The following is an 18,583-nucleotide window of genomic DNA, read 5'->3' on the forward strand; positions in this document are numbered from 1 at the left end:
GGATCCCTGCGCTACTCCGCTTTCAGGCGAAACCGCTGGATCTTGCCGGTTTCGGTTTTCGGCAGGGCGTCGATGTAGACGATATCGCGGGGATATTTATAGGGCGCGATGGTCGCCTTGACGTGGTCCTGAAGCGCCTTGGTCAAAACATCCGACGGGCTGCTGCCCTCGGCCAGCACCACATGCGCCTGCACAATCTCTCCGCGCGCCTCATCCTTGGCGCCAATGACCGCGCATTCGGCCACCGCCTCATGCGACAGCAGCGCCGCCTCGACCTCCGGGCCTGCGATATTATACCCGGCCGAGACAATCATATCGTCATTGCGCGCCGCAAAATGCAGATAGCCATCAGCGTCCATCACGAAGCTGTCGCCGGTGATGTTCCAGCCATCGCGCACATAGCTATCCTGACGCGTATCCGCCAGATAGCGACAACCCGTCGGCCCCTTGACCGCCAGCCGGCCAACCTCGCCGCGCGGCGCCTCTTTGCCCTCCGCATCCAGCACCCGCACCTGATACCCCCGGACCGGCTTGCCAGTACAGGCCGGGCGATGATCGTCGAACCGGTTGGAGATAAAGATATGCAGCATCTCCGTCGCCCCGATCCCATCCAGCATCGGTTTGCCAGTCTGCGCCATCCAATCCTCATAAACCGGCGCGGGCAGCGTCTCGCCCGCGGAAACGGCCGCCCGCAGCGACGACAGATCGGCCCCCTCCTCCATCGCGCGCAACATCACCCTGTAGGCGGTTGGCGCGGTAAAACAGACGGTCGCCCGGTATTTCTCAATAATCTCGATGAGATTCGGCGGCGAGGCATTCTCCAGCAATGTCGCCGCCGCCCCGAACCGCAGCGGAAAAATCGCAAGCCCGCCAAGACCGAAGGTAAAGGCCAGCGGCGGCGAGCCGACAAAGATATCTTCGGGCGTCACGCCCAGTACCTCCGCCGCGTAGCCATCCGCAATCATCAACAGATCACGGTGGAAATGCATGGTCGCCTTGGGCGCGCCGGTGGTGCCCGAGGTAAAGCCCAGAAGCGCCACATCGTCCCGGCCCGTGGCCACAGCCTCGAAACTCACCGGCTTTTCCAGCGCCAGCCGGTCCAGCTCGGCATCATGGTTGGAGGTGCCATCAAACCCCACAACGGACGTCAGATATGCCGAGGTCTTGGCGCAGCTCACCAGCTCCTCCATCAGCCGCGTGTCGCAGAGCGCATGGCTGATCTCAGCCTTGTCAACGATCTTGGCCAGCTCCCCCGTCCGCAGCATCGGCATGGTGTTCACAACAACCGCCCCCGCCTTGGTCGCTGCCAGCCAGCAGGCCACCATGGCCGGGTTATTGGCCGAACGGATCAGCACCCGGTTGCCCGGCTTCACCCCCAGATCCTCCACCAGAACATGGGCCAGCCGGTTGGTCCAATCGGCCAGTTCCTTGTAGGTGCGTCGCCGCCCGTTGCCGATCAGGGCGGTATTGTCGCCAAATCCCCTGGCCACCATGGCATCGGTCAGTTCGACCGCGGCATTCAGCCGCTCGGGGTAGTCGAACCCCTCCATCAGGAACTCCGGCCACTGATCTGCCGGCGGCAGGTTATCGCGGGTGAATGTGTCGATATGTGCGCTTGGTCCCAGCATCTCAGCCCCCTTTTTGAAACGCGGAAATCGCCTGACGGGCGATCACCACACGCTGCACATCCGAAGCCCCCTCGTAGATCCGCAACGCTCTGATATCGCGATAGAGTTCCTCGACCTTCTGGCCCTGCCGCACGCCGTCACCGCCATGCAGCTGTACCGCCCTGTCGATGACCTGCTGCGCCTGGTCGGTAGAAAACAGCTTTGCCATGGCGGCCTCGCGGGTGATCCGCGCCGCGCCGCTGTCCTTGGCCCAGGCGGCGCGGTAAACCAGCAGGGCGCTTGCATCCACATCCAGCGCCATATCGGCGATATGGCCCTGTACCATCTGCAAATCCGCCAGCGGCGCGCCCTGCACATGGCGCGTCGTCACCCGTGCCAGCGCCTCGTCCAGCGCCCGGCGGGCAAACCCCAGCGCAGCCGCCGCCACGGTGGAGCGGAATACATCCAGCACCGACATCGCAATCTTAAAACCGGCCCCCGCCTCCCCCAGAAGGGCGCTGCGCGGGATCCGGCAATCTGTGAACCTCAGCCTCGCCAATGGATGCGGCGCCAGTGTCTCCAGCCGCTCCACCACCTCAAACCCCGGCAGGCCCGCAGGCACCACAAAGGCCGAGAGCCCCTTCGCCCCCGGTCCCTCACCGGTACGGGCAAACAGAGTATAGACATCGGCAATCCCGCCGTTGGAGATCCAGGTCTTCTCCCCGTTCAGAACGTAATGATCGCCATCCAGCGTCGCGGTCATGGTGGAATTGGCCACATCCGACCCCGACTGCGGCTCCGTCAGGGCAAAGGCCGCGATCGCCTTGCCCGAGCGGGTCAGCGGCAACCACTCCTGCCGCTGACCCGCGCTGCCAAACAGGGAGATCGCCCCTGTCCCCAGCCCCTGCATCGCAAAGGCGAAATCCGCCAGACCGTCGTGCCGCGCAAGCGTTTCGCGGATCAGGCAGAGCGTGCGCACATCCAGCGCCTCTCCGGCCATGGCGCCGGAATGCTGCGTCCAGCCGCCTGCACCAAGCGCCGCAACCAGCGCCCGGCAGGCCGCGTCGGTATCGCCATGATCGATGTCCGCCAGCGCCCCGGCAGCCCAGCTCTCCAGCTCCTCAGCCAGCGCCCGATGGCGTTCTTCGAAAAACGGCCAGCTCAGAAACGTCCTATCCGCCATATCGCTCCTCCCGGGACAGGGCAGCGCCTGTCATCTTTCCCCAAATACTCCCGCCGGAGGCCTCTGCGCCCTCCTCCGGCGCCGCGGTCTCCGGGGATCGGATCAATCCCCTTCAAACAGGGGTTTTTCTTTCTTCACAAAGGCCTGATAGGCGCGCTCGAAATCGGCCGTCTGCATGCAGATCGCCTGCGCCTGCGCCTCGGCCTCGATGGCCTGTTCGATCGACATCGACCATTCCTGCGCCAGCATGGTTTTGGTCATCATGTGACCAAAATTCGGACCCGAAACGATCCGCTCGGCCCAGTTGCGCGCCTCAGCCATCAGCTCGTCAGCCGCCACGATACGGTTGTGAAACCCCCAGGCATGGCCCTCATCCGCGCTCATGGATCGCCCGGTATAAAGCAACTCCGCCGCCCGTCCCTGACCGATGATCCTCGGCAGGATAGCACAGGCCCCCATGTCGCAGCCCGCCAGCCCGACGCGAGTGAACAGAAAGGCCGTCTTGGCCTCGGGCGTGGCGATCCGAATATCCGAGGCCATCGCGATGATCGCACCGGCCCCGACACAGACGCCGTCCAGCGCGGCGATGATCGGCTTGCCACAATTCACCATCGCCTTGACCAGATCGCCGGTCATGCGGGTAAAGGCCAGCAGCTCCTTCATCGACATCTGCGTCAGGGGGCCAATGATATCATGCACATCGCCGCCGGAGCTGAAGTTGCCGCCGTTGGGTGCAAAAACCACCGCCTTTACGTCGTCATCGTAATGCAGCTCGCGAAACCAGTCGCGCAGCTCGGCATAGCTCTCAAAGCTCAGCGGGTTCTTCCGCTCGGGCCGGTTCAGCGCAACCGTTGCGACACCCGCGTCAACAGAGCACAGAAAATACTTGGTATCCGTCGAGATCATCCCTTGCGTCCTTCATTCTCAAGCCGTTTAGCCACCTGATCCAGCGCGTCGGACAGTGTCTGCACCTCCGCCTCCTGCACGCTGTCAAACATCCGGTCGATCCAGGCCTCATGCGCGGCGGCCTGGCGGGCAAATTCCGCCACCCCCGCCTCGGTCAGCCGCACCCGGCTGGCGCGCCGGTCACCGGGGACCTTTTCGCGCTGCACGTGGCCATCGTCCACCAGCCGCTCGACGATGCCGGTCACATTGCCGTTGGAGACTTTAAGCACGCCGGAGAGTTCACTCATCTTCAGCCCGTCAAGATGCTGGCTCAGCGCTGCCATCACGTCAAAACGCGGCAAAGTCGTGCTGAACTCCTGCCGCAGGTTTTCGCGGATTTCGCTTTCCACGGCGCGGGTGGCCTTCAGAACCTTGAGCCACAGCCGCAGCCGGTCCTTGGAGCGGTCGGTCTGCATCAGATCTCGCCTCCGGTGATCGGCAGCGCACTGCCATTGATGGATGCGGCAGCCGTCCCGGCCAGATAGAGCGCGGCATCCGCCACCTCCTCCGGCTGGATGAACCGCCCCTGTGGATTGCCTGCACGCAGGGATTTCGCCGCGTCGTCAGCGCTCATGCCGGTGGTCGCCACAATGGTGGCGATCGACCGCTCCAGAAGCGGCGTCTCAATGAACCCCGGACAGATCGCATTCACCGTGATCCCGCTGCGCGCCAGCTCCTGCGCCAGCGCCCGTGTCAGACCGATGACCCCGTGTTTGGCCGCACAATAGCCCGCGACATAGGGGTATCCCTTTAGCCCGGCAGTGGAGGCCACGGCGATCATCCGTCCCCAGCCTTCGGCCTTCATATCGGGCAGCGCCGCCTGCCACAGGTTGAACACCCCCGACAGGTTGACGGCAAGCGCCGCTGCGAAATCGCCCTCATCCATTCTGGCAAAGGGCTTGGAAGGCGCCGCACCCGCGTTGGCAATGGCAATGGTGATCGGGCCCTGCTGTTCACGGGCCGCCGCAAGCGTCTCGCGCACCGCCTCGGCATCGGTGACATCACAGGCCAGTGGCAGGCCATCCACCTCGGCGGCGACGTCCTCCAACGGCGCCTTGCGCCGCCCCAGCAGCGTTAGCCGCGCACCCTGCGCCGCAAAGCCCCGCGCAAGGGCGGCGCCCACGCCAGAGCCGCCGCCGGTGATCACCACATGTTTCCCGCAAATCTCGCTCATGCCCGGATCACCTCCGCCTCGCGGTCGGCCAGACGCCAGGCCTGATCGCGCCCGGCCTGATAGGGCAACGGCCAGTCTGCATGGCGATCACCGATCCGCGCCGCCTCATGCAGGGTCCAGTAGGGATCTGCCAGATGTGGCCGCCCGACACAGACCAGATCCGCCCGGCCGGCCATCAGGATCGAATTGGCGTGATCCGCCTCATAGATATTGCCCACCGCCATGGTCGCAATGCCCGCATCATTGCGGATCCGATCCGAAAACGGTGTCTGGAACATCCGGCCATAGACCGGCCGTGCCTCGGGTGTGGTCTGTCCGGCGGAGACGTCGATGATATCCGCGCCCGCCGCGGTGAACGCCCGCGCAATCTCGACCGCCTCTTCCGGCGTGACGCCGTCATCGCCGACCCAATCGTTGGCGGAAATACGCACGGACATCGGCTTGCTTGCAGGCCAGGCTGCCCGCATCGCCTCAAACACCTCCAGCGGGTAGCGCAGACGGTTTTCCAGCGCGCCGCCATACTCATCGGTTCGAATGTTGGATTTGGGCGAGATGAAGGATGAAATCAGATAACCATGCGCCGCGTGAAGTTCGATCATGTCAAACCCGGCGCGATCCGCCATCTGAGCTGCGGCCACGAATTGCGCCTTGATGGCCTCCATTTCCTGCGCTGTGATCTCACGCGGGGCCGGATTATCCTCAGTCCACGCAATGGCAGAGGCCGAAATCGTCTCCCAGTTCCCCTCCGGCAGCGGCGCGTCCATGGTCTCCCAGCCCAATTGAGTGGAGCCTTTGCGGCCCGAGTGGCCGATCTGACAGCAGAGTTTGGCGTCGGTCTCGCTGTGTACGAACTCCGTCAGCCGCGTCCAGGCGGCCTCATGCTCAGGCGCGTAAAGCCCCGGACAGCCGGGCGTGATCCGCCCCTGCGAAGACACACAGGTCATTTCAGTATAGACCAGCCCTGCTCCGCCCTTGGCGCGTTCGCCGTAGTGGATCAGATGCCAGTCGGTCGGGCAGCCATCCTTGGCCTTGTACTGCGCCATCGGCGACACCACGACACGGTTCTTCAGCTGCATCTCCCGCAGCCGGTAGGGGGCAAACATCGGCGGGCGCACCGGGGCATCCTTGCTGGCACCCGCCCGCGTCTGGAACCATTTCTCGGCAGAGGCCAGCCAATCCGCATCCCGCAGGCGCAGGTTTTCATGGGAAATCCGCTGCGACCGGGTCAGCAGCGAATAGTTGAACTGCACCGGATCCATATCCAGATAGCGTTCCACATCCTCGAACCACTCCAGGGAGTTGCGCGCCGCCGACTGCAACCGCAGCACATCCAGCCGCCGCTCCTCCTGATAGCGGACAAAGGCCTGTTCCAACGTCGGTTCGGAGCTGATGAACTCCGCCAATGCGATGGCGCTGTCAAAGGCCAGTCGCGTGCCCGACCCGATGGAGAAATGCGCCGTGGCCGAAGCATCGCCCAGCAAGACCACGTTCTGATGATACCATGTTTCGCAAAGCACACGGGGGAAGTTGATCCAGACCGCCGAGCCGCGCAGGTGATCCGCGTTGGAAATCAGCGCGTGCCCATCCAGATGATCGGCAAAAATCGCCTCGCAGGTGCGCAGGATCTCGTCCTTGCTCATCGCCTCAAAGCCCCAGTTTTCCCAGGTCTGGGCCGAGCATTCAACGATCACCGTCGCGGTGTCAGCGTCGAACTGATAGGCGTGGATCCACATCCAGCCATGCTCTGTCTTCTCAAAGATAAATGTAAAGGCATCATCGAATTTCTGCTGTGTGCCCAACCAGATAAACTTGCAAGGGCGCACATCGACGTTTGGTTTGAAATGCGCGGCAAACTCGGTTCGCACCCGCGAATTCAGCCCGTCGCAGGCCACGACCAGATCATAATCCGCCTGATAGCTCGCGGCCGATCCGACTTCGGTTTCGAACTGCAAATCAATACCCAGTTCGCGCGCCCGCTCCTGCAGGATCACCAGCATCGCCTTGCGACCGATGCCCGCAAACCCATGCCCGCCCGACACGGTCCGCACGCCGTCATGCACCACGGCGATATCGTCCCAATAGGCGAATTTATCGCGGATCCGCTCGGCGCTGACGGGATCATTGGCGGCCAGATTGTCCAGCGCGTCATCAGACAGCACCACACCCCAACCAAAGGTATCATCGGGCTTGTTACGCTCAAAAACCGTGATTTCGGCATCCGGCTGACGCAGCTTGGTCGAAATCGCGAAATACAGGCCAGCGGGGCCGCCTCCCAGACAGGCGATTTTCATGGTGCCACTCCCCTATTGCGATCAAAGCTGAGCACAGGATAAGCGCACGGCAATAAATTTCAAGCTTAAACTTTTAAACTTGAAGCTTTTGCCAGACCTGCAGGAGATCCGCATTAAGGGAATATTCATCTCCGCTCTGCAATACTGGCAAGAGCATGACTCTTGCCCCGGTTTTCTCGGACGCCATCGCCATGGGCGCGGGAAACCCAAGCTATTCAGCCATAATTTCCCGATAAGTTTCAAGTGGATAAGCCCCACAATTGATGTAGAGAACTTATCTCAAACGGGTCATCTGATCTCCCGCAAAACCATAATTAATTCAATGTTTTCAGATAGATAAAACAACCTAAACAACAGGGGCGACGCTGTGGATAAGTTGGGGGACAGTTTGGGCATTCTCAACCCAAACGAGACACCCTGCCGGGACATTCAGAACCGACAAAAATATCGAGATAAGTCAAGTTTGGAAGGTATTAACAAAATGTTAAAGAGTAAATTCGATTGCGCAGTCACGATTCATCAAGAGCAAACCAGAGCCACCAGCCAGACCCGTTACCTGCGGCTATCCACAACACACTCATAGGCTGCAGCCCCTGACCTGATACTCAGTCAAAAAAACCGCGCAGCCTCGGCTGCGCGGTCCCAATGCAGACTATGGTGCGAAGGATCCCGGCTCAGAGCTCTCGCAGATATTGCATCACTGCCGGACGCACCGTCTGTTCGCCTCGGTGGCGTGCGTCAGCGATGATTTTGCGAATAGCATTCAGATCGACACGCATCAGCAGCGATTTGACCGGGCCAACCGAGGCAGGTCGCATCGACAGTACCCGCAACCCCATCGCCGCCAGGCAGACCGCCTCGATCGGGCGCCCGGCGTCCTCGCCGCAAAAGCTGAGAGGAGTCCCGGAAATCTCGCAACGCTCAACGATTTGCGCGATAAAGCTCAAGTAGCTCACATTCAATGTGTCGTAACGCTTGCGCACCCTCTCGTTTTCACGGTCCGCAGCAAAGAAAAACTGCTTGAGGTCATTGCCGCCGATCGACAGGAATTCGACCTCGTCGAAAAACTTCTGCGGCGCAAAGGCCAGCGACGGGGTTTCCAGCATGGCCCCGACTTCCAGTTTTTCCGGCAGCGGATGCCCGAGGCGCCGTTCGCGTTCCAGCGTCTTGGCGACCTCGGCCTTGGCGGCGCGGAACTCCTCGAACTGCGCCACAAACGGGAACATGACCGTCAGCGGACGCCCGTTGGCGGCGCGCATCAGCGCCTGCAACTGCATCCGCATCACACCGGGCTTGTCGAGACCAACCCGGATCGCCCGCCAGCCAAGCGCCGGATTCGGCTCATCGGTCGGCTTCATATAGGGCAGCACCTTGTCCGACCCGATGTCCAGCGTGCGGAACACCACCCGCTTGCCGCCAGCCGCATCCAACACCCGCTGATACAGCGCCACCAGTTCGGATCGTTTCGGCATCTGGTTGCGGACCAGAAACTGCAATTCGGTTCGGAACAGCCCGACGCCTTCGGCACCGGAGTTTTCCAGCGACGGCAAATCGGCCATCAGCCCGGCGTTCATCAGCAGGTTCACACGTGTGCCGTCGCGGGTCAGCGCCTGTTTGTCACGGATCGAGGCATAGCGTTCCTGCGCCTTGGCCTGCATCGCGATCTTGTCGCGAAAGGCCCCCACAACGGTGTCATCCGGCCGCAGATGCACGACGCCCTGCTCCCCGTCCACCATGATATGGTCGCCGTTCAGCGCCTCGGTGGTGATGCGTTTGGTGTGAACCACCAGCGGAATGGCCAGCGCGCGGGCAATGATCGCCGCATGAGAGCCGACAGAGCCTTCCTCCAGCACGATGCCACGCAGGTTGCGGCCATATTCCAGCAGCTCACCGGGGCCGATGTTCCGTGCAATCAGCACCGGGTCCTCGGGCAGCTCAGCACCGGTTTCACGGCCCTGCCCGGTCAAAATCCGTAGCAGCCGGTTGGACAGATCATCCAGATCGCTCAGCCGCTCGCGCAGATAGGCATCCTGCACCTGCCCCATGCGCGCCCGCGCCTGGGACTGTTCTTTCTCCACCGCCGCCTCGGCACTCAGACCGCGGCCGATGTCCTCTTCCATCCGCCGCATCCACCCTTTGGAATTGGCGAACATCCGGTAGGCTTCCAGCACCTGCAACTGTTCCTTGTCACCGGTCTGGGAGACCTCCAGCATCTTGTCGACGCCGACCCGCAGCTCCTCGACCGATTCATGCAGGCGCTCAAGCTCGCGGTGCGGATCATCGGCAATCGGATTGGTCACAACAACGCGCGGCTCATGCAGCCAGACGTGGCCTTCAACAGCGCCTTCCTGCGCGATGGTTCCCCGCAGCAGAACCGGTTGCTGGTGCAGGGGCGACAGTGCCGCGCCCTCGCCAACAAAGGCGCCAAGCTCGGTCATTTCGGCAATCACCATCGCCACCACTTCCAGCGCATAGACCGCATCGGCGGAGAATTCGCGCGCGTCCTTGGACTGCACCACCAGCACGCCCAGCATCTCGCCAAGCCGCTGAATCGGCACCCCCAGGAAAGAGGCATAACGCTCCTCCCCGGTTTCCGGCATATAGCGGAACCCCTTGGCGTTGGGGGCATCCGGGGTGTTGACCACCTTGCCATAGCGCGCCACACGGCCCACCAGCCCCTCGCCGATCCGCATACGGGTCTGGTGTACGGATTCAACGTTCAGACCCTGAGTCGCGCAGAGCTCAAGCGTCTCCTCGTCCCGGAACAGATAGACCGAGCACACCTCGCTGCGCATGCTATCGGCGATCAGCTGGGTGATCTTGTCCAGCCGGGCCTGACCGGCATCATCACCGGCCATCGCCTCGCGCAAGCGCATCAACAGATTGCGACTTTCGGATTCGGTCGTCTTTACCATGGGGGCCGTTCACACAGGTTTCGGTGTCAGGCAGCCAGGTCCAGATCAGGCCGCCTTGTCCAATTCAAAGGCATCATGCAGTGCTTGCACTGCAAGTTCCATGTATTTCCGGTCGATCAGAACCGAAATCTTGATTTCGGAGGTGGTGATCACCTTGATGTTGATGCCCTCGTCCGACAGCACCTTGAACATCTTGGCTGCAACCCCTGATTGTGAGCGCATACCGATGCCAACCACCGAAACCTTGGCAACATCACGGTCAGCCAGCAGTTCGGCGTAGTTCAGCTCGCCCTTCTGCTTTACCGCCTGCAACGCCTGTTCGGCGCGCGCCACCTGATCGGTCGGGCAGGAGAAGGTCATATCGGTGCGACCCTCGGCCGAGATATCCTGAACGATCATATCGACGTTCACACCTGCATCGCTAAGCGCGGTAAAGATATGTGCCGCGATGCCGGGACGGTCGGCGACCGATTGCACGGTCAGCTTGGCTTCGTCACGGGAATAGGCCACACCGGCCACAACATTGGATTCCATGATTTCCTCCTCGTCGCAGACCAGGGTTCCGGCCTCGTCGGACTGTTCCTCAAAACTCGACAACACGCGCAGCTTCACCTTGTAGCGCATCGCCAGTTCAACAGAGCGGGTTTGCAGGACCTTGGCGCCCAGCGAGGCCAGCTCCAGCATTTCTTCAAACGCGATCCTATCCAGTTTGCGCGCCTTATCGCAGATCCGCGGGTCCGTGGTATAGACCCCGTCCACATCGGTATAGATATCGCAGCGCTCCGCCTCAAAGGCCGCGGCAAAGGCAACAGCGGTGGTATCCGACCCGCCCCGGCCCAGCGTGGTGATACGGCCTTCGGGGCTGATCCCCTGAAACCCTGCAACCACGGCGACGCGCATGCCTTCGCCGAACTTCGCGTTGATGTTCTCCGGCGGGATCTCTTCGATCCGGGCCTGACTGTGGGCACTGGTGGTTTTCAGCGGCACCTGCCAGCCCTGCCAGCTGCGCGCGGGGATATCCATCTCCTGCAGCGTCAGCGCCATCAGACCCGCCGTCACATTCTCGCCCGAGGAGACCACAGCATCATATTCGCGCGCATCAAACAGCGGCGAGGTCTCATTGACCCAGCCGACCAGCTCATTGGTCTTGCCCGACATGGCAGAGACGATAACGATCACGTCATAGCCCTTGGCCACCTCAACGCCCACGCGTTTCGCCGCGCGGCGGATGCGGTCCAGATTGGCGACAGATGTACCGCCGAATTTCATCACAAGAACGGGCATTGGGCAAAACTCTCCGTGCGCTTGCGGGTTTCAACTCCCCGCCTCTTATGCGAGCGGCCCCACAAGGGCAAGCCTGCGGATTGTAGCGATACACGCAGAAACGCCGGTGCAACACGCAATTTTGATGCGTCAAAGCGGCGCGTTTCGGTCGATCTGCCTAGTTGCGCCAAAAACGGATGGTCAGAATGGCATAGACCGCCATCAGCTCCAGCCGCCCGATCAGCATCGCTGCGCTCAGGATCCACTTGGCCCCATCGTTTAGCGTGGAGAAGTTGCCCGCAGGCCCGATCCGGTCGCCAAGGCCGGGGCCGATATTGGCCACAGCCGTTGCCGCCCCCGACACCGCCGTCACAAAATCAAGCCCGGTCAGCGCCAGCGCCCAGGCCACGATCCCCAGCGTGACCACAAAGAACATGAAAAAGGAGATCACCGAGCTCAGCACCTCGGCGTCCACCGCCCTGCCCTGATAGCGCGGGACAAACACCCCATGCGGCGAATGAATGCGCTGGATCTGCACCCGGATCGAGGCGAACAGCAGCTGATAGCGGAAAATCTTGACCGAACAGGCGGTTGACCCCGCACAGCCGCCAATCAGCCCGATAAAGAAGAACAGCATCACCAGAAAGCTGCCCCACTGCATGTAATCAACGCTGGCGTAGCCGGTGCCGGAGATGATCGAGGTGATATTGAACAGCGCCTCGCGCACCGCCTGCTCGGGGTGGTGAGGAAACACATAGACCAGCACACAGGCCGTCACCACGACAAGGATCAGGATGGTGGCCAGAAAGGTCTGGATCTGGCTGTCACGAAACAGCGGCTTGGAATGGCCGTTGACCATCTGCACATAGCGCACAAAGGGCAGCGCCGCGAGGATCATGAACACCGATGCAGCATATTCAGGCGCGCCGGTAAAGGTGCCGAAAGACGCATCATAATTGGAGAAACCACCGGTGGAACATGTGGTCAGCGCATGCACCAGCGCGTCAAAGGGCTGCATCCCCAACAGCATATAGACCACCATGCAGGCCACGGTCAGGCCGACGTAGATCAGCGAAATCTGCTTCGCGATTGCCTGCGCGCGTGGCAGGATTTTACCCATCGTATCAAAGGCTTCGGAGCGGAAAATCTGCATGCCGCCAACCCGCAGCTCCGGCAGGAACACCATGGCCACCACGATGATGCCGATGCCGCCCAGCCATTGCAGGATGCCCCGCCACAGCAGCAGTCCGCGCGGCAGACCATCAAGGCCCGAAATCACGGTGGAGCCGGTGGTGGTAAGGCCGGACATCGCCTCGAAGAACGCATCGACAAAGCGCAGTTCAGTGGCGCCCAGCATCAGGGGGATCGCCCCGAACACCGGCAGCGCCACCCAGACCAGCGTCGTCAGCAGAAAGGTCTGCTGGATCGTCAGCCCCTCGCGCACCCCATTGGCACAGGACAGCGCAATCAGCCCGCCGCCGAGGATGGTGATGACGGCACTTTCGAGAAAGACCGGCCATTCCCCCTGCCCGTCGTATAGATCGACAGCCAGCGGGAACACCATGGTTGCCCCAAGGATGGCCACCAGAAGGCCAATGACATATCCAACCGGACGCAGATCCAACATGCGCGCAGCGTTGGCCTCCACCGGGCGGAGTGTCAAGAGACTGCGCGACTGTTGCGACCCGGGGTTAGGGTTTTGTCGACTTCTGTGACACCGTGCCGACTTTCGCCGTCATCGCACTGGCCGACGTGCCGCCCCCCCCGCCCTGACCGGTCATCAGCGCCTGAGTGCTGGTGGTTCCGGCCTGTTTCGCGCCAACCGGCGACAGCTGAGCCCGCGCAGCGGGCTGCGATGCAGGCGAAGATGCCGGGGCCGGATCCTTGGCGGGCATCGCTGCCGGTTTCGACGGCGCGCGGGTGGTTTTGCGGCTTGGTCCGGCGGCGGCGGCCTTGGCGGCGGGCGTATCGGGTGTCACGGCGGCAGCAGCGGCAGGGGCCGCAGGTTTTGCCACATCCGCTTCGCTCGTCGCGACCTTGCGCTTGCTGGAAAAATCGGACGCCCCGGCTGTATCCGCCTTGTCGGTGGGCTGCGGCGTTGGCGCAACCGTCGGCGTGCTGGTCGCCGCCTTGGTCCGTGCCGGGCGGGTTTTCTTGCGGGCAGGCTTGCGCTGCGGGGCGGGCTTTGGTTTTGCGGCCGCAGGTTTCTCCGCAGCGGTTGCGGCAGGCTCGGCACTGCGGCTGGCTGCCTCCGTGCTGCGCGCGGCGGTGGTCTTGACACGGGTCTGGTTCAGCCCCACTGCAATCGCATGGCTGGCAACCGCCATCTGCGCGGCGGGCATTGCCCCCATCAGGGCCACGGCCCCACGCCAGAACCGCATCTGGCGCCCAACAAGCGTACCTGCCAATGCAGCAGGTGTCCGGGGAAGGTCGGTGAAGTCGAGTAGAGGGATCATCAAAATCTCCTGTTTGGCGGGTGGCATCCGCCGCGATATGGCTGCGCCAGACATCAGGGCCAGCGATCAGACGGCCTTGCTGGCGCAGATGAACAAGAGACATTGGTCTGACCATCTTCCGAACCCGGTAAGCTCGGCGCGACAGCCCTGGCACGAGGCCCCCTCCGCCCCTCGGACAGGGGGAACGACGCAGCGCGCACCCCCACAGGTTGCAACTCTATCTGATTCCTTTTGCATTGCAGCATAAATAATGCCGCATTGCAGAGGCGCCCGTAAAAAGCGCGAAAAACCGCCGCCTAATCAGGCAGCGGTGTCGGGTCTATGTCGGAAAATGGGGCCACAGGCACGATTGGCGTCCTGCGCGCCCGGATCACCCCTGATGGATCAGGGTTGCGAACATCCGCGGGTCGATGCTGCGCGCCGCAAAGGTCGGCCCCTGCGTCAGCACGCTGATCGCATCATGGCTGTGCAGGCTCTCCTGATGGCTGGCCACCACCCGGAAGTCGCCGATACGGGAATCCGATTGCAGCGCCTCGCAGAACAGCCGCGCGGCATCTTCGACAAAGATCGGATTGGCCGCGTTCAGCTCGGCAAAGGCCTGCTCATCCTCGCGCTTGACCATGACCTGGGTCTCGGTCGGCACCGCGCGGCGGCAATGGTCGATCACATCCTCGAACCACAGAACCGGCGCGCCCGGCTCCTGCACCAGCGAAATCCGCGCCACCGAGCGCTGCGAATGCGGCGTCGCCAGCTGGCCACGGGCACTGCGGGCATGTTCACTCAGCTCAAGCGAACAGGGACAGGTCGAGGAATAGACGTAATCCAGATGGATGATCTTCGTCCGCTCGCCATCGTGATCCACGATTTCCAGAGCGATATCATAGTATTGATAGCCCGACAGGCCAGAACGCAGGCTTTGCACCTTCACCGGGAAGGAAAACCGCATCTGCAAACGTGCATCAAGGCTTTCGAGATCGGTGAGGTAATCATCAAGCGCCGCTTCCATCACTTCAAAGCTGAAAGTGCGTTCAGCGTGTTTGTAAAACGACCGCATGATCCGGGACATATTGATGCCCTTCTTGTCGGCATCCAGGCTGACGGTGCCGGTCACGCTGGTTTCCAGCGTCAGATCGCCATTGTCGCGGGTGTGAAAGCGAATCGGCAGGCGAAAATTGGAAATTCCGACGTGCTGGATCTGCTCATGGGCGCCGCGGATCAGGCTGGACGGCCCGTTCTGCAGGTCCGGCAATGTCGCACGATAGCTGCTATCGGCCTCAAACTCCTCAGGGTAGTGGCGCGACAGATCGGGATAGTTACCAACGGGTGCATCCGGCAGAAGCCGTGCAACCACAGGGTTTAGTTGAGCAATTTCGGTCTCGGTTGCCGTGCTGGCCCATTTGCGCAACAGCTCGAGTGCATCCTCTGCATCTGCTCGATCAGGCGCCTTGGTCAGATTACGCGAGTGAGAGTTCATGAAACAGAGACCTCCGCTGACGCTGCCCGATCATCAGGCAGCAGGATTAGTTTTAGTCTGTTACGCAGCAGATCGCAAAACAGATCATTCAAAAGCGTCGTGTTTTGCGCATTTACGGCGATTGACGCCAGATCCTTTTGGATCACGCTTGGCATCGGGGGCAGCGGCGACGCGCGCGCCCTGCCCCCTTATCGCCGTCGCTATTCAGCCGATCAGGCCTCCGCCACCGCCAGGGCCTGTGTCAGATCCGCGATCAGATCGGCGGCATCCTCAAGCCCGACCGAAAACCGGACCAGACCGGGCGTAATGCCCAGTTCGGCCTTCAGCTCATCAGACAACCGCTGATGGGTGGTGGTGGCCGGATGGGTGGCGATGGATTTCGCATCGCCCAGATTGTTGGAAATCACCGGGATGGTCAGCGCGTTCAGGAACCTGAATGCAGCCTCTTTGCCGCCCTTGAGGTCCAGCGACAGCACCGTGCCGCCTTTGCCGCCCAGCTGGCGCTGCACCAGTGCGTATTGGGCATGGGTCTCCAGGCCGGGATACATCAGCCGGCTGAGTGCGGAATGACCGCTCAGCGCCTGCGCCAGTTCCAGCGCTGTATCGGCCTGGGCGTTGACCCGCAGGGAAATCGTCTCCAGCCCCTTCAGCAGCGTCCAGGCATTGAACGGGCTGAGGCTGCCGCCGGTGTGCTTCATATAGGGTTCAACGGTGCCCCGGATGAACTCGCGCGTGCCAAGGATGACGCCGCCCAGCACCCGTCCCTGCCCGTCGATATGTTTGGTCGCGGAATAGATCACCACATCCGCGCCCTGCGCGATGGCATTGGAAAACACCGGCGTCGAAAACACGTTATCGACCACCACAGTGGCCCCGACCTCATGGGCCAGCTCGGCCACTGCGGCGATATCGATCACCTCAAGTGTCGGGTTGGACATCGACTCGAAAAACACCGCCTTGGTGTCAGGGCGCAGCGCTGCGCGCCACTGTTCAAGGTCGGTGCCATCGACAAAGGTCACCTCAACCCCGAACCGGGTCAGGATCGTCTCGAGAATATAGAGACAGGAGCCAAACAGAGCCTTGGCCGAAACCACATGGTCGCCTGCCTTCAGCATCGAGGTCAGCGCGCCATTGACCGCAGCCATGCCGGATGCGGTGGCAAAGGCGTCCTCGGCCCCTTCCAGCGCGGCAATGCGCTCTTCGAACATCGCCACCGTCGGGTTGCCATAGCGGGCATAGATGAATTCATCGGGGCCGGTCTCGATAAACCGCGCCTCGGCCTGTTCGGCGGTGTCATAAACAAAACCCTGCGTCAGGTAGATCGCTTCGCTGACCTCATTGTACTGGCTGCGGCGGGTGCCGCCATGCACCAGTTTCGTGCGCTTGTTCCAGGTCTCGCTCATCTTCTGTCTCCTTGCGCGCGTTGCGCATTAAAAAACCCCCGTTCGGCCAAGCGAAAGGGGGTCCTTCACATCCTGACCTCTTTAGCGGGATTGTTTTACGTGGCCCGCAATCCGGTAACAAATCGCCACGATATATCCGTCCCGGATAAGCCCAAACCGCCGTTTGGTCAAGTCCGCTGCGCGCAGATCGCGACACGCAGCGACACCACCGGGACGGGTCGCTGCGGCCCTGCCCGCGTCACTCGCTCTCGTCCACCTCGGCGTCCGGCATCGCATAGGCCTGAAAGACCCGCGCCTGTGTCATGAAAAAGGCAAACATCGCCAGCGACAGGCCAAAGGTCTTGAAATAAACCCAGGTGTCGGTGCTCTGCGTGCGCCAGATCAGCTCATTCAGGAGCGCCAGCGCGAAGAAGAAATAACACAGCCGCCGCGTAAGGATCATCCAGCCTGCGTCCTGCAGCGGCATCAGCTCATCCATCGCCACCTTCAGATAGCTTTCCCCCCGGATCAGACCAATCGCCAGCGCACCGCCCAGCAGCACATAAAGGATCGTCGGCTTCATCTTGAAGAACCGCTCATCATTGAACCAGACCGACAGCCCGCCAAACAGTATCACAATCACCAGCGTCCCGACCTGGAGTCTGGAAATATGACCGGTCAGCCGCCACAGTGCCAGGCTCGACAGCACCATCAGCGGAATGAAGGCCGCCGTCACCACGATAAAGCCCTTGTACTCCTGCCCGCCGATCATCAGCAGCTCATCGCGCAGGCGCAGGTAGCCGACAAAGAACAGCACCAGCGGGCCGTATTCCAGCACCAGTTTAAGGGTTCGGTTGATCGGTTTTCCCGCCATTTCTATTCCTGTTCCTAACCTGAATTCACCGGCGGTGATCGCCGAGGCCTGGCCGCTGTGCCAGCCGGATCAGCCGCCCATCTCCACTATCACGGCCCCCAGCGCGATCAAAGCCATCAGGGCAATCCGTCGCGGCCCCACGGTTTCCTTCAACACCAGCCAGCCGATAAGCGCAGCAAAGACCGTGGAGGTTTCGCGCAGCACCGCCGCCTCTCCCACCTTGTCCAGCCGCGTGGCCAGCATGACCGCCCCAAAGGAGCCAAAGGCGATAAGCCCGCCCAGCAGCCCCTTGGCCATGAGAGGGCCGGGGTCTGGGCGCGGCACCATCGCCCGCCAGCGCAGATAGGCATAGGGCGGCATCGCCAGCCCGTCGATGAAGAAGAACCAGGCAAGAAAGGTGAACGGATCCGCCGTCGCGCGAATGCCATAGGCGTCATAGGTGGTATAGAGCGCCACAAAGACGCCGGTCGCCACCGCCAGCGCCAGGGCGCTGCCCAGGGTTTCGCGATTGTCGGTCAGATTGCGGTAATTGTAGAGCGCCAGTCCGAAAATCCCCGCCAGCAGCACCAGAACCCCCAGCCACTGCACCGCTGTAAAGCCTTCGTCAAACAGCATCGACGCGCCCAGCACGGTGAACAGCGGCCCGGTGCCGCGCACCACCGGATAGACCACCGTGTAGCTGCCCTTGCTATAGGCCAGCCCCTGCAGGATCTTGTAGAGCACATGGATCAGCCAGACGCCCGCAAAGATCGGCCACATATGCGGCTCGGGCCAGGGCACCACAAACAGCGCCAGCGGCAGGGCCATCAACCCATAGGAGAAATCAATTGCACCGCGCGACAGCCAGGGGTCATATCGCCCCTTTTGCAGCGCTCCGAACACCGCGTGCAGGATCGCCGCCATCAGCGCCAGCGCAAGCGCCGCATGATGCCCCGCCTCGGTCCCCTCCAGAGAGATCAGCCAGTCGCTCAACCGCAGTACCTTTGCTCCAGAACAGATCGCCGGGGGTTTTCCACCCC

14 protein-coding genes and 1 riboswitch are annotated in these 18,583 nt (G+C 62.0%); all 14 genes read right to left on the reverse strand.

What is annotated here, in order from left to right; translation table 11 throughout:
- Positions 1-11: 11 nt before the first annotated feature.
- The 14 genes from VWY75_RS12385 to VWY75_RS12450 all read right to left on the reverse strand — a co-directional run bounded on the left by VWY75_RS12385 (position 12) and on the right by VWY75_RS12450 (position 18,536).
- Positions 12-1,628 carry an AMP-binding protein gene (locus tag VWY75_RS12385; protein ID WP_416539074.1) on the reverse strand — a complete coding sequence of 539 codons (1,617 nt, stop codon included), beginning with the start codon at positions 1,626-1,628 and terminating at the stop codon, positions 12-14.
- 1 nt (position 1,629) lies between these two features.
- The gene (locus VWY75_RS12390; RefSeq protein WP_416535070.1) at positions 1,630-2,790 is read right to left on the reverse strand and encodes an acyl-CoA dehydrogenase family protein; all 1,161 of its coding nucleotides are present in this window, start codon (positions 2,788-2,790) and stop codon (positions 1,630-1,632) included.
- Between the two features lie 102 nt (positions 2,791-2,892).
- A complete protein-coding gene (locus tag VWY75_RS12395) occupies positions 2,893-3,696 on the reverse strand; it encodes an enoyl-CoA hydratase family protein (RefSeq protein WP_416539075.1) in 804 nt (267 codons plus the stop codon).
- Positions 3,693-4,151 carry a MarR family winged helix-turn-helix transcriptional regulator gene (locus VWY75_RS12400; RefSeq protein WP_260104930.1) on the reverse strand — a complete coding sequence of 153 codons (459 nt, stop codon included), beginning with the start codon at positions 4,149-4,151 and terminating at the stop codon, positions 3,693-3,695. Before VWY75_RS12400 ends, VWY75_RS12395 begins: the two co-directional genes overlap by 4 nt.
- A complete protein-coding gene (locus tag VWY75_RS12405) occupies positions 4,151-4,909 on the reverse strand; it encodes an SDR family NAD(P)-dependent oxidoreductase (protein WP_416535068.1) in 759 nt (252 codons plus the stop codon). The genes VWY75_RS12400 and VWY75_RS12405 overlap by 1 nt, the downstream gene beginning before the upstream one ends.
- Positions 4,906-7,200 carry a bifunctional salicylyl-CoA 5-hydroxylase/oxidoreductase gene (locus tag VWY75_RS12410; protein WP_416539076.1) on the reverse strand — a complete coding sequence of 765 codons (2,295 nt, stop codon included), beginning with the start codon at positions 7,198-7,200 and terminating at the stop codon, positions 4,906-4,908. The genes VWY75_RS12405 and VWY75_RS12410 overlap by 4 nt, the downstream gene beginning before the upstream one ends.
- 674 nt (positions 7,201-7,874) lie before the next feature.
- A complete protein-coding gene (gene ptsP, locus VWY75_RS12415) occupies positions 7,875-10,115 on the reverse strand; it encodes a phosphoenolpyruvate--protein phosphotransferase (protein WP_340546109.1) in 2,241 nt (746 codons plus the stop codon).
- A gap of 45 nt (positions 10,116-10,160) precedes the next feature.
- A complete protein-coding gene (locus tag VWY75_RS12420) occupies positions 10,161-11,399 on the reverse strand; it encodes an aspartate kinase (RefSeq protein ID WP_340546110.1) in 1,239 nt (412 codons plus the stop codon).
- Between the two features lie 157 nt (positions 11,400-11,556).
- Entirely contained in the window at positions 11,557-13,005 is a 1,449-nt protein-coding gene (locus VWY75_RS12425) for a TrkH family potassium uptake protein (RefSeq protein WP_340546111.1), read from the reverse strand.
- A gap of 64 nt (positions 13,006-13,069) precedes the next feature.
- Positions 13,070-13,834 (reverse strand): hypothetical protein, encoded by a 765-nt coding sequence (locus VWY75_RS12430; protein WP_416535066.1) that lies wholly within the window; start codon positions 13,832-13,834, stop codon positions 13,070-13,072.
- A gap of 370 nt (positions 13,835-14,204) precedes the next feature.
- Positions 14,205-15,308, reverse strand: a complete 1,104-nt coding sequence (gene folE2, locus VWY75_RS12435; protein WP_416535065.1) for a GTP cyclohydrolase FolE2 — start codon at positions 15,306-15,308, stop codon at positions 14,205-14,207.
- Positions 15,309-15,520: 212 nt separating this feature from the next.
- Positions 15,521-16,711 carry an O-succinylhomoserine sulfhydrylase gene (metZ, locus tag VWY75_RS12440; protein ID WP_416539077.1) on the reverse strand — a complete coding sequence of 397 codons (1,191 nt, stop codon included), beginning with the start codon at positions 16,709-16,711 and terminating at the stop codon, positions 15,521-15,523.
- 60 nt (positions 16,712-16,771) lie between these two features.
- A riboswitch (SAM riboswitch) is annotated at positions 16,772-16,850 on the reverse strand.
- A gap of 99 nt (positions 16,851-16,949) precedes the next feature.
- Positions 16,950-17,564, reverse strand: coding sequence for an inner membrane-spanning protein YciB (locus tag VWY75_RS12445; RefSeq protein WP_416535063.1), 615 nt, complete (start codon positions 17,562-17,564; stop codon positions 16,950-16,952).
- A 69-nt stretch (positions 17,565-17,633) separates the two neighbouring features.
- On the reverse strand, positions 17,634-18,536 hold the full coding sequence (locus VWY75_RS12450) for an EamA family transporter (RefSeq protein WP_340546116.1): 903 nt from the start codon (positions 18,534-18,536) through the stop codon (positions 17,634-17,636).
- Positions 18,537-18,583: the final 47 nt, after the last annotated feature.

Origin of the sequence: Phaeobacter sp. JH20_08 (assembly GCF_048056635.1) — a bacterium.
In the GTDB taxonomy this organism is placed as follows: domain Bacteria; phylum Pseudomonadota; class Alphaproteobacteria; order Rhodobacterales; family Rhodobacteraceae; genus Phaeobacter; species Phaeobacter bryozoorum.

Excerpts from the sequence above, each read along its gene's own strand:
- VWY75_RS12405 (WP_416535068.1), bottom strand. The coding sequence starts at position 4,909 with ATGAGCGAGATTTGCGGGAAACATGTGGTGATCACCGGCGGCGGCTCT.
- VWY75_RS12420 (WP_340546110.1), bottom strand. The coding sequence starts at position 11,399 with ATGCCCGTTCTTGTGATGAAATTCGGCGGTACATCTGTCGCCAATCTG.
- VWY75_RS12385 (WP_416539074.1), bottom strand. The coding sequence starts at position 1,628 with ATGCTGGGACCAAGCGCACATATCGACACATTCACCCGCGATAACCTG.
- VWY75_RS12430 (WP_416535066.1), bottom strand. The coding sequence starts at position 13,834 with ATGATCCCTCTACTCGACTTCACCGACCTTCCCCGGACACCTGCTGCA.
- ptsP (WP_340546109.1), bottom strand. The coding sequence starts at position 10,115 with ATGGTAAAGACGACCGAATCCGAAAGTCGCAATCTGTTGATGCGCTTG.
- VWY75_RS12400 (WP_260104930.1), bottom strand. The coding sequence starts at position 4,151 with ATGCAGACCGACCGCTCCAAGGACCGGCTGCGGCTGTGGCTCAAGGTT.
- VWY75_RS12390 (WP_416535070.1), bottom strand. The coding sequence starts at position 2,790 with ATGGCGGATAGGACGTTTCTGAGCTGGCCGTTTTTCGAAGAACGCCAT.
- VWY75_RS12410 (WP_416539076.1), bottom strand. The coding sequence starts at position 7,200 with ATGAAAATCGCCTGTCTGGGAGGCGGCCCCGCTGGCCTGTATTTCGCG.
- folE2 (WP_416535065.1), bottom strand. The coding sequence starts at position 15,308 with ATGAACTCTCACTCGCGTAATCTGACCAAGGCGCCTGATCGAGCAGAT.
- metZ (WP_416539077.1), bottom strand. The coding sequence starts at position 16,711 with ATGAGCGAGACCTGGAACAAGCGCACGAAACTGGTGCATGGCGGCACC.
- VWY75_RS12445 (WP_416535063.1), bottom strand. The coding sequence starts at position 17,564 with ATGGCGGGAAAACCGATCAACCGAACCCTTAAACTGGTGCTGGAATAC.
- VWY75_RS12425 (WP_340546111.1), bottom strand. The coding sequence starts at position 13,005 with ATGTTGGATCTGCGTCCGGTTGGATATGTCATTGGCCTTCTGGTGGCC.
- VWY75_RS12395 (WP_416539075.1), bottom strand. The coding sequence starts at position 3,696 with ATGATCTCGACGGATACCAAGTATTTTCTGTGCTCTGTTGACGCGGGT.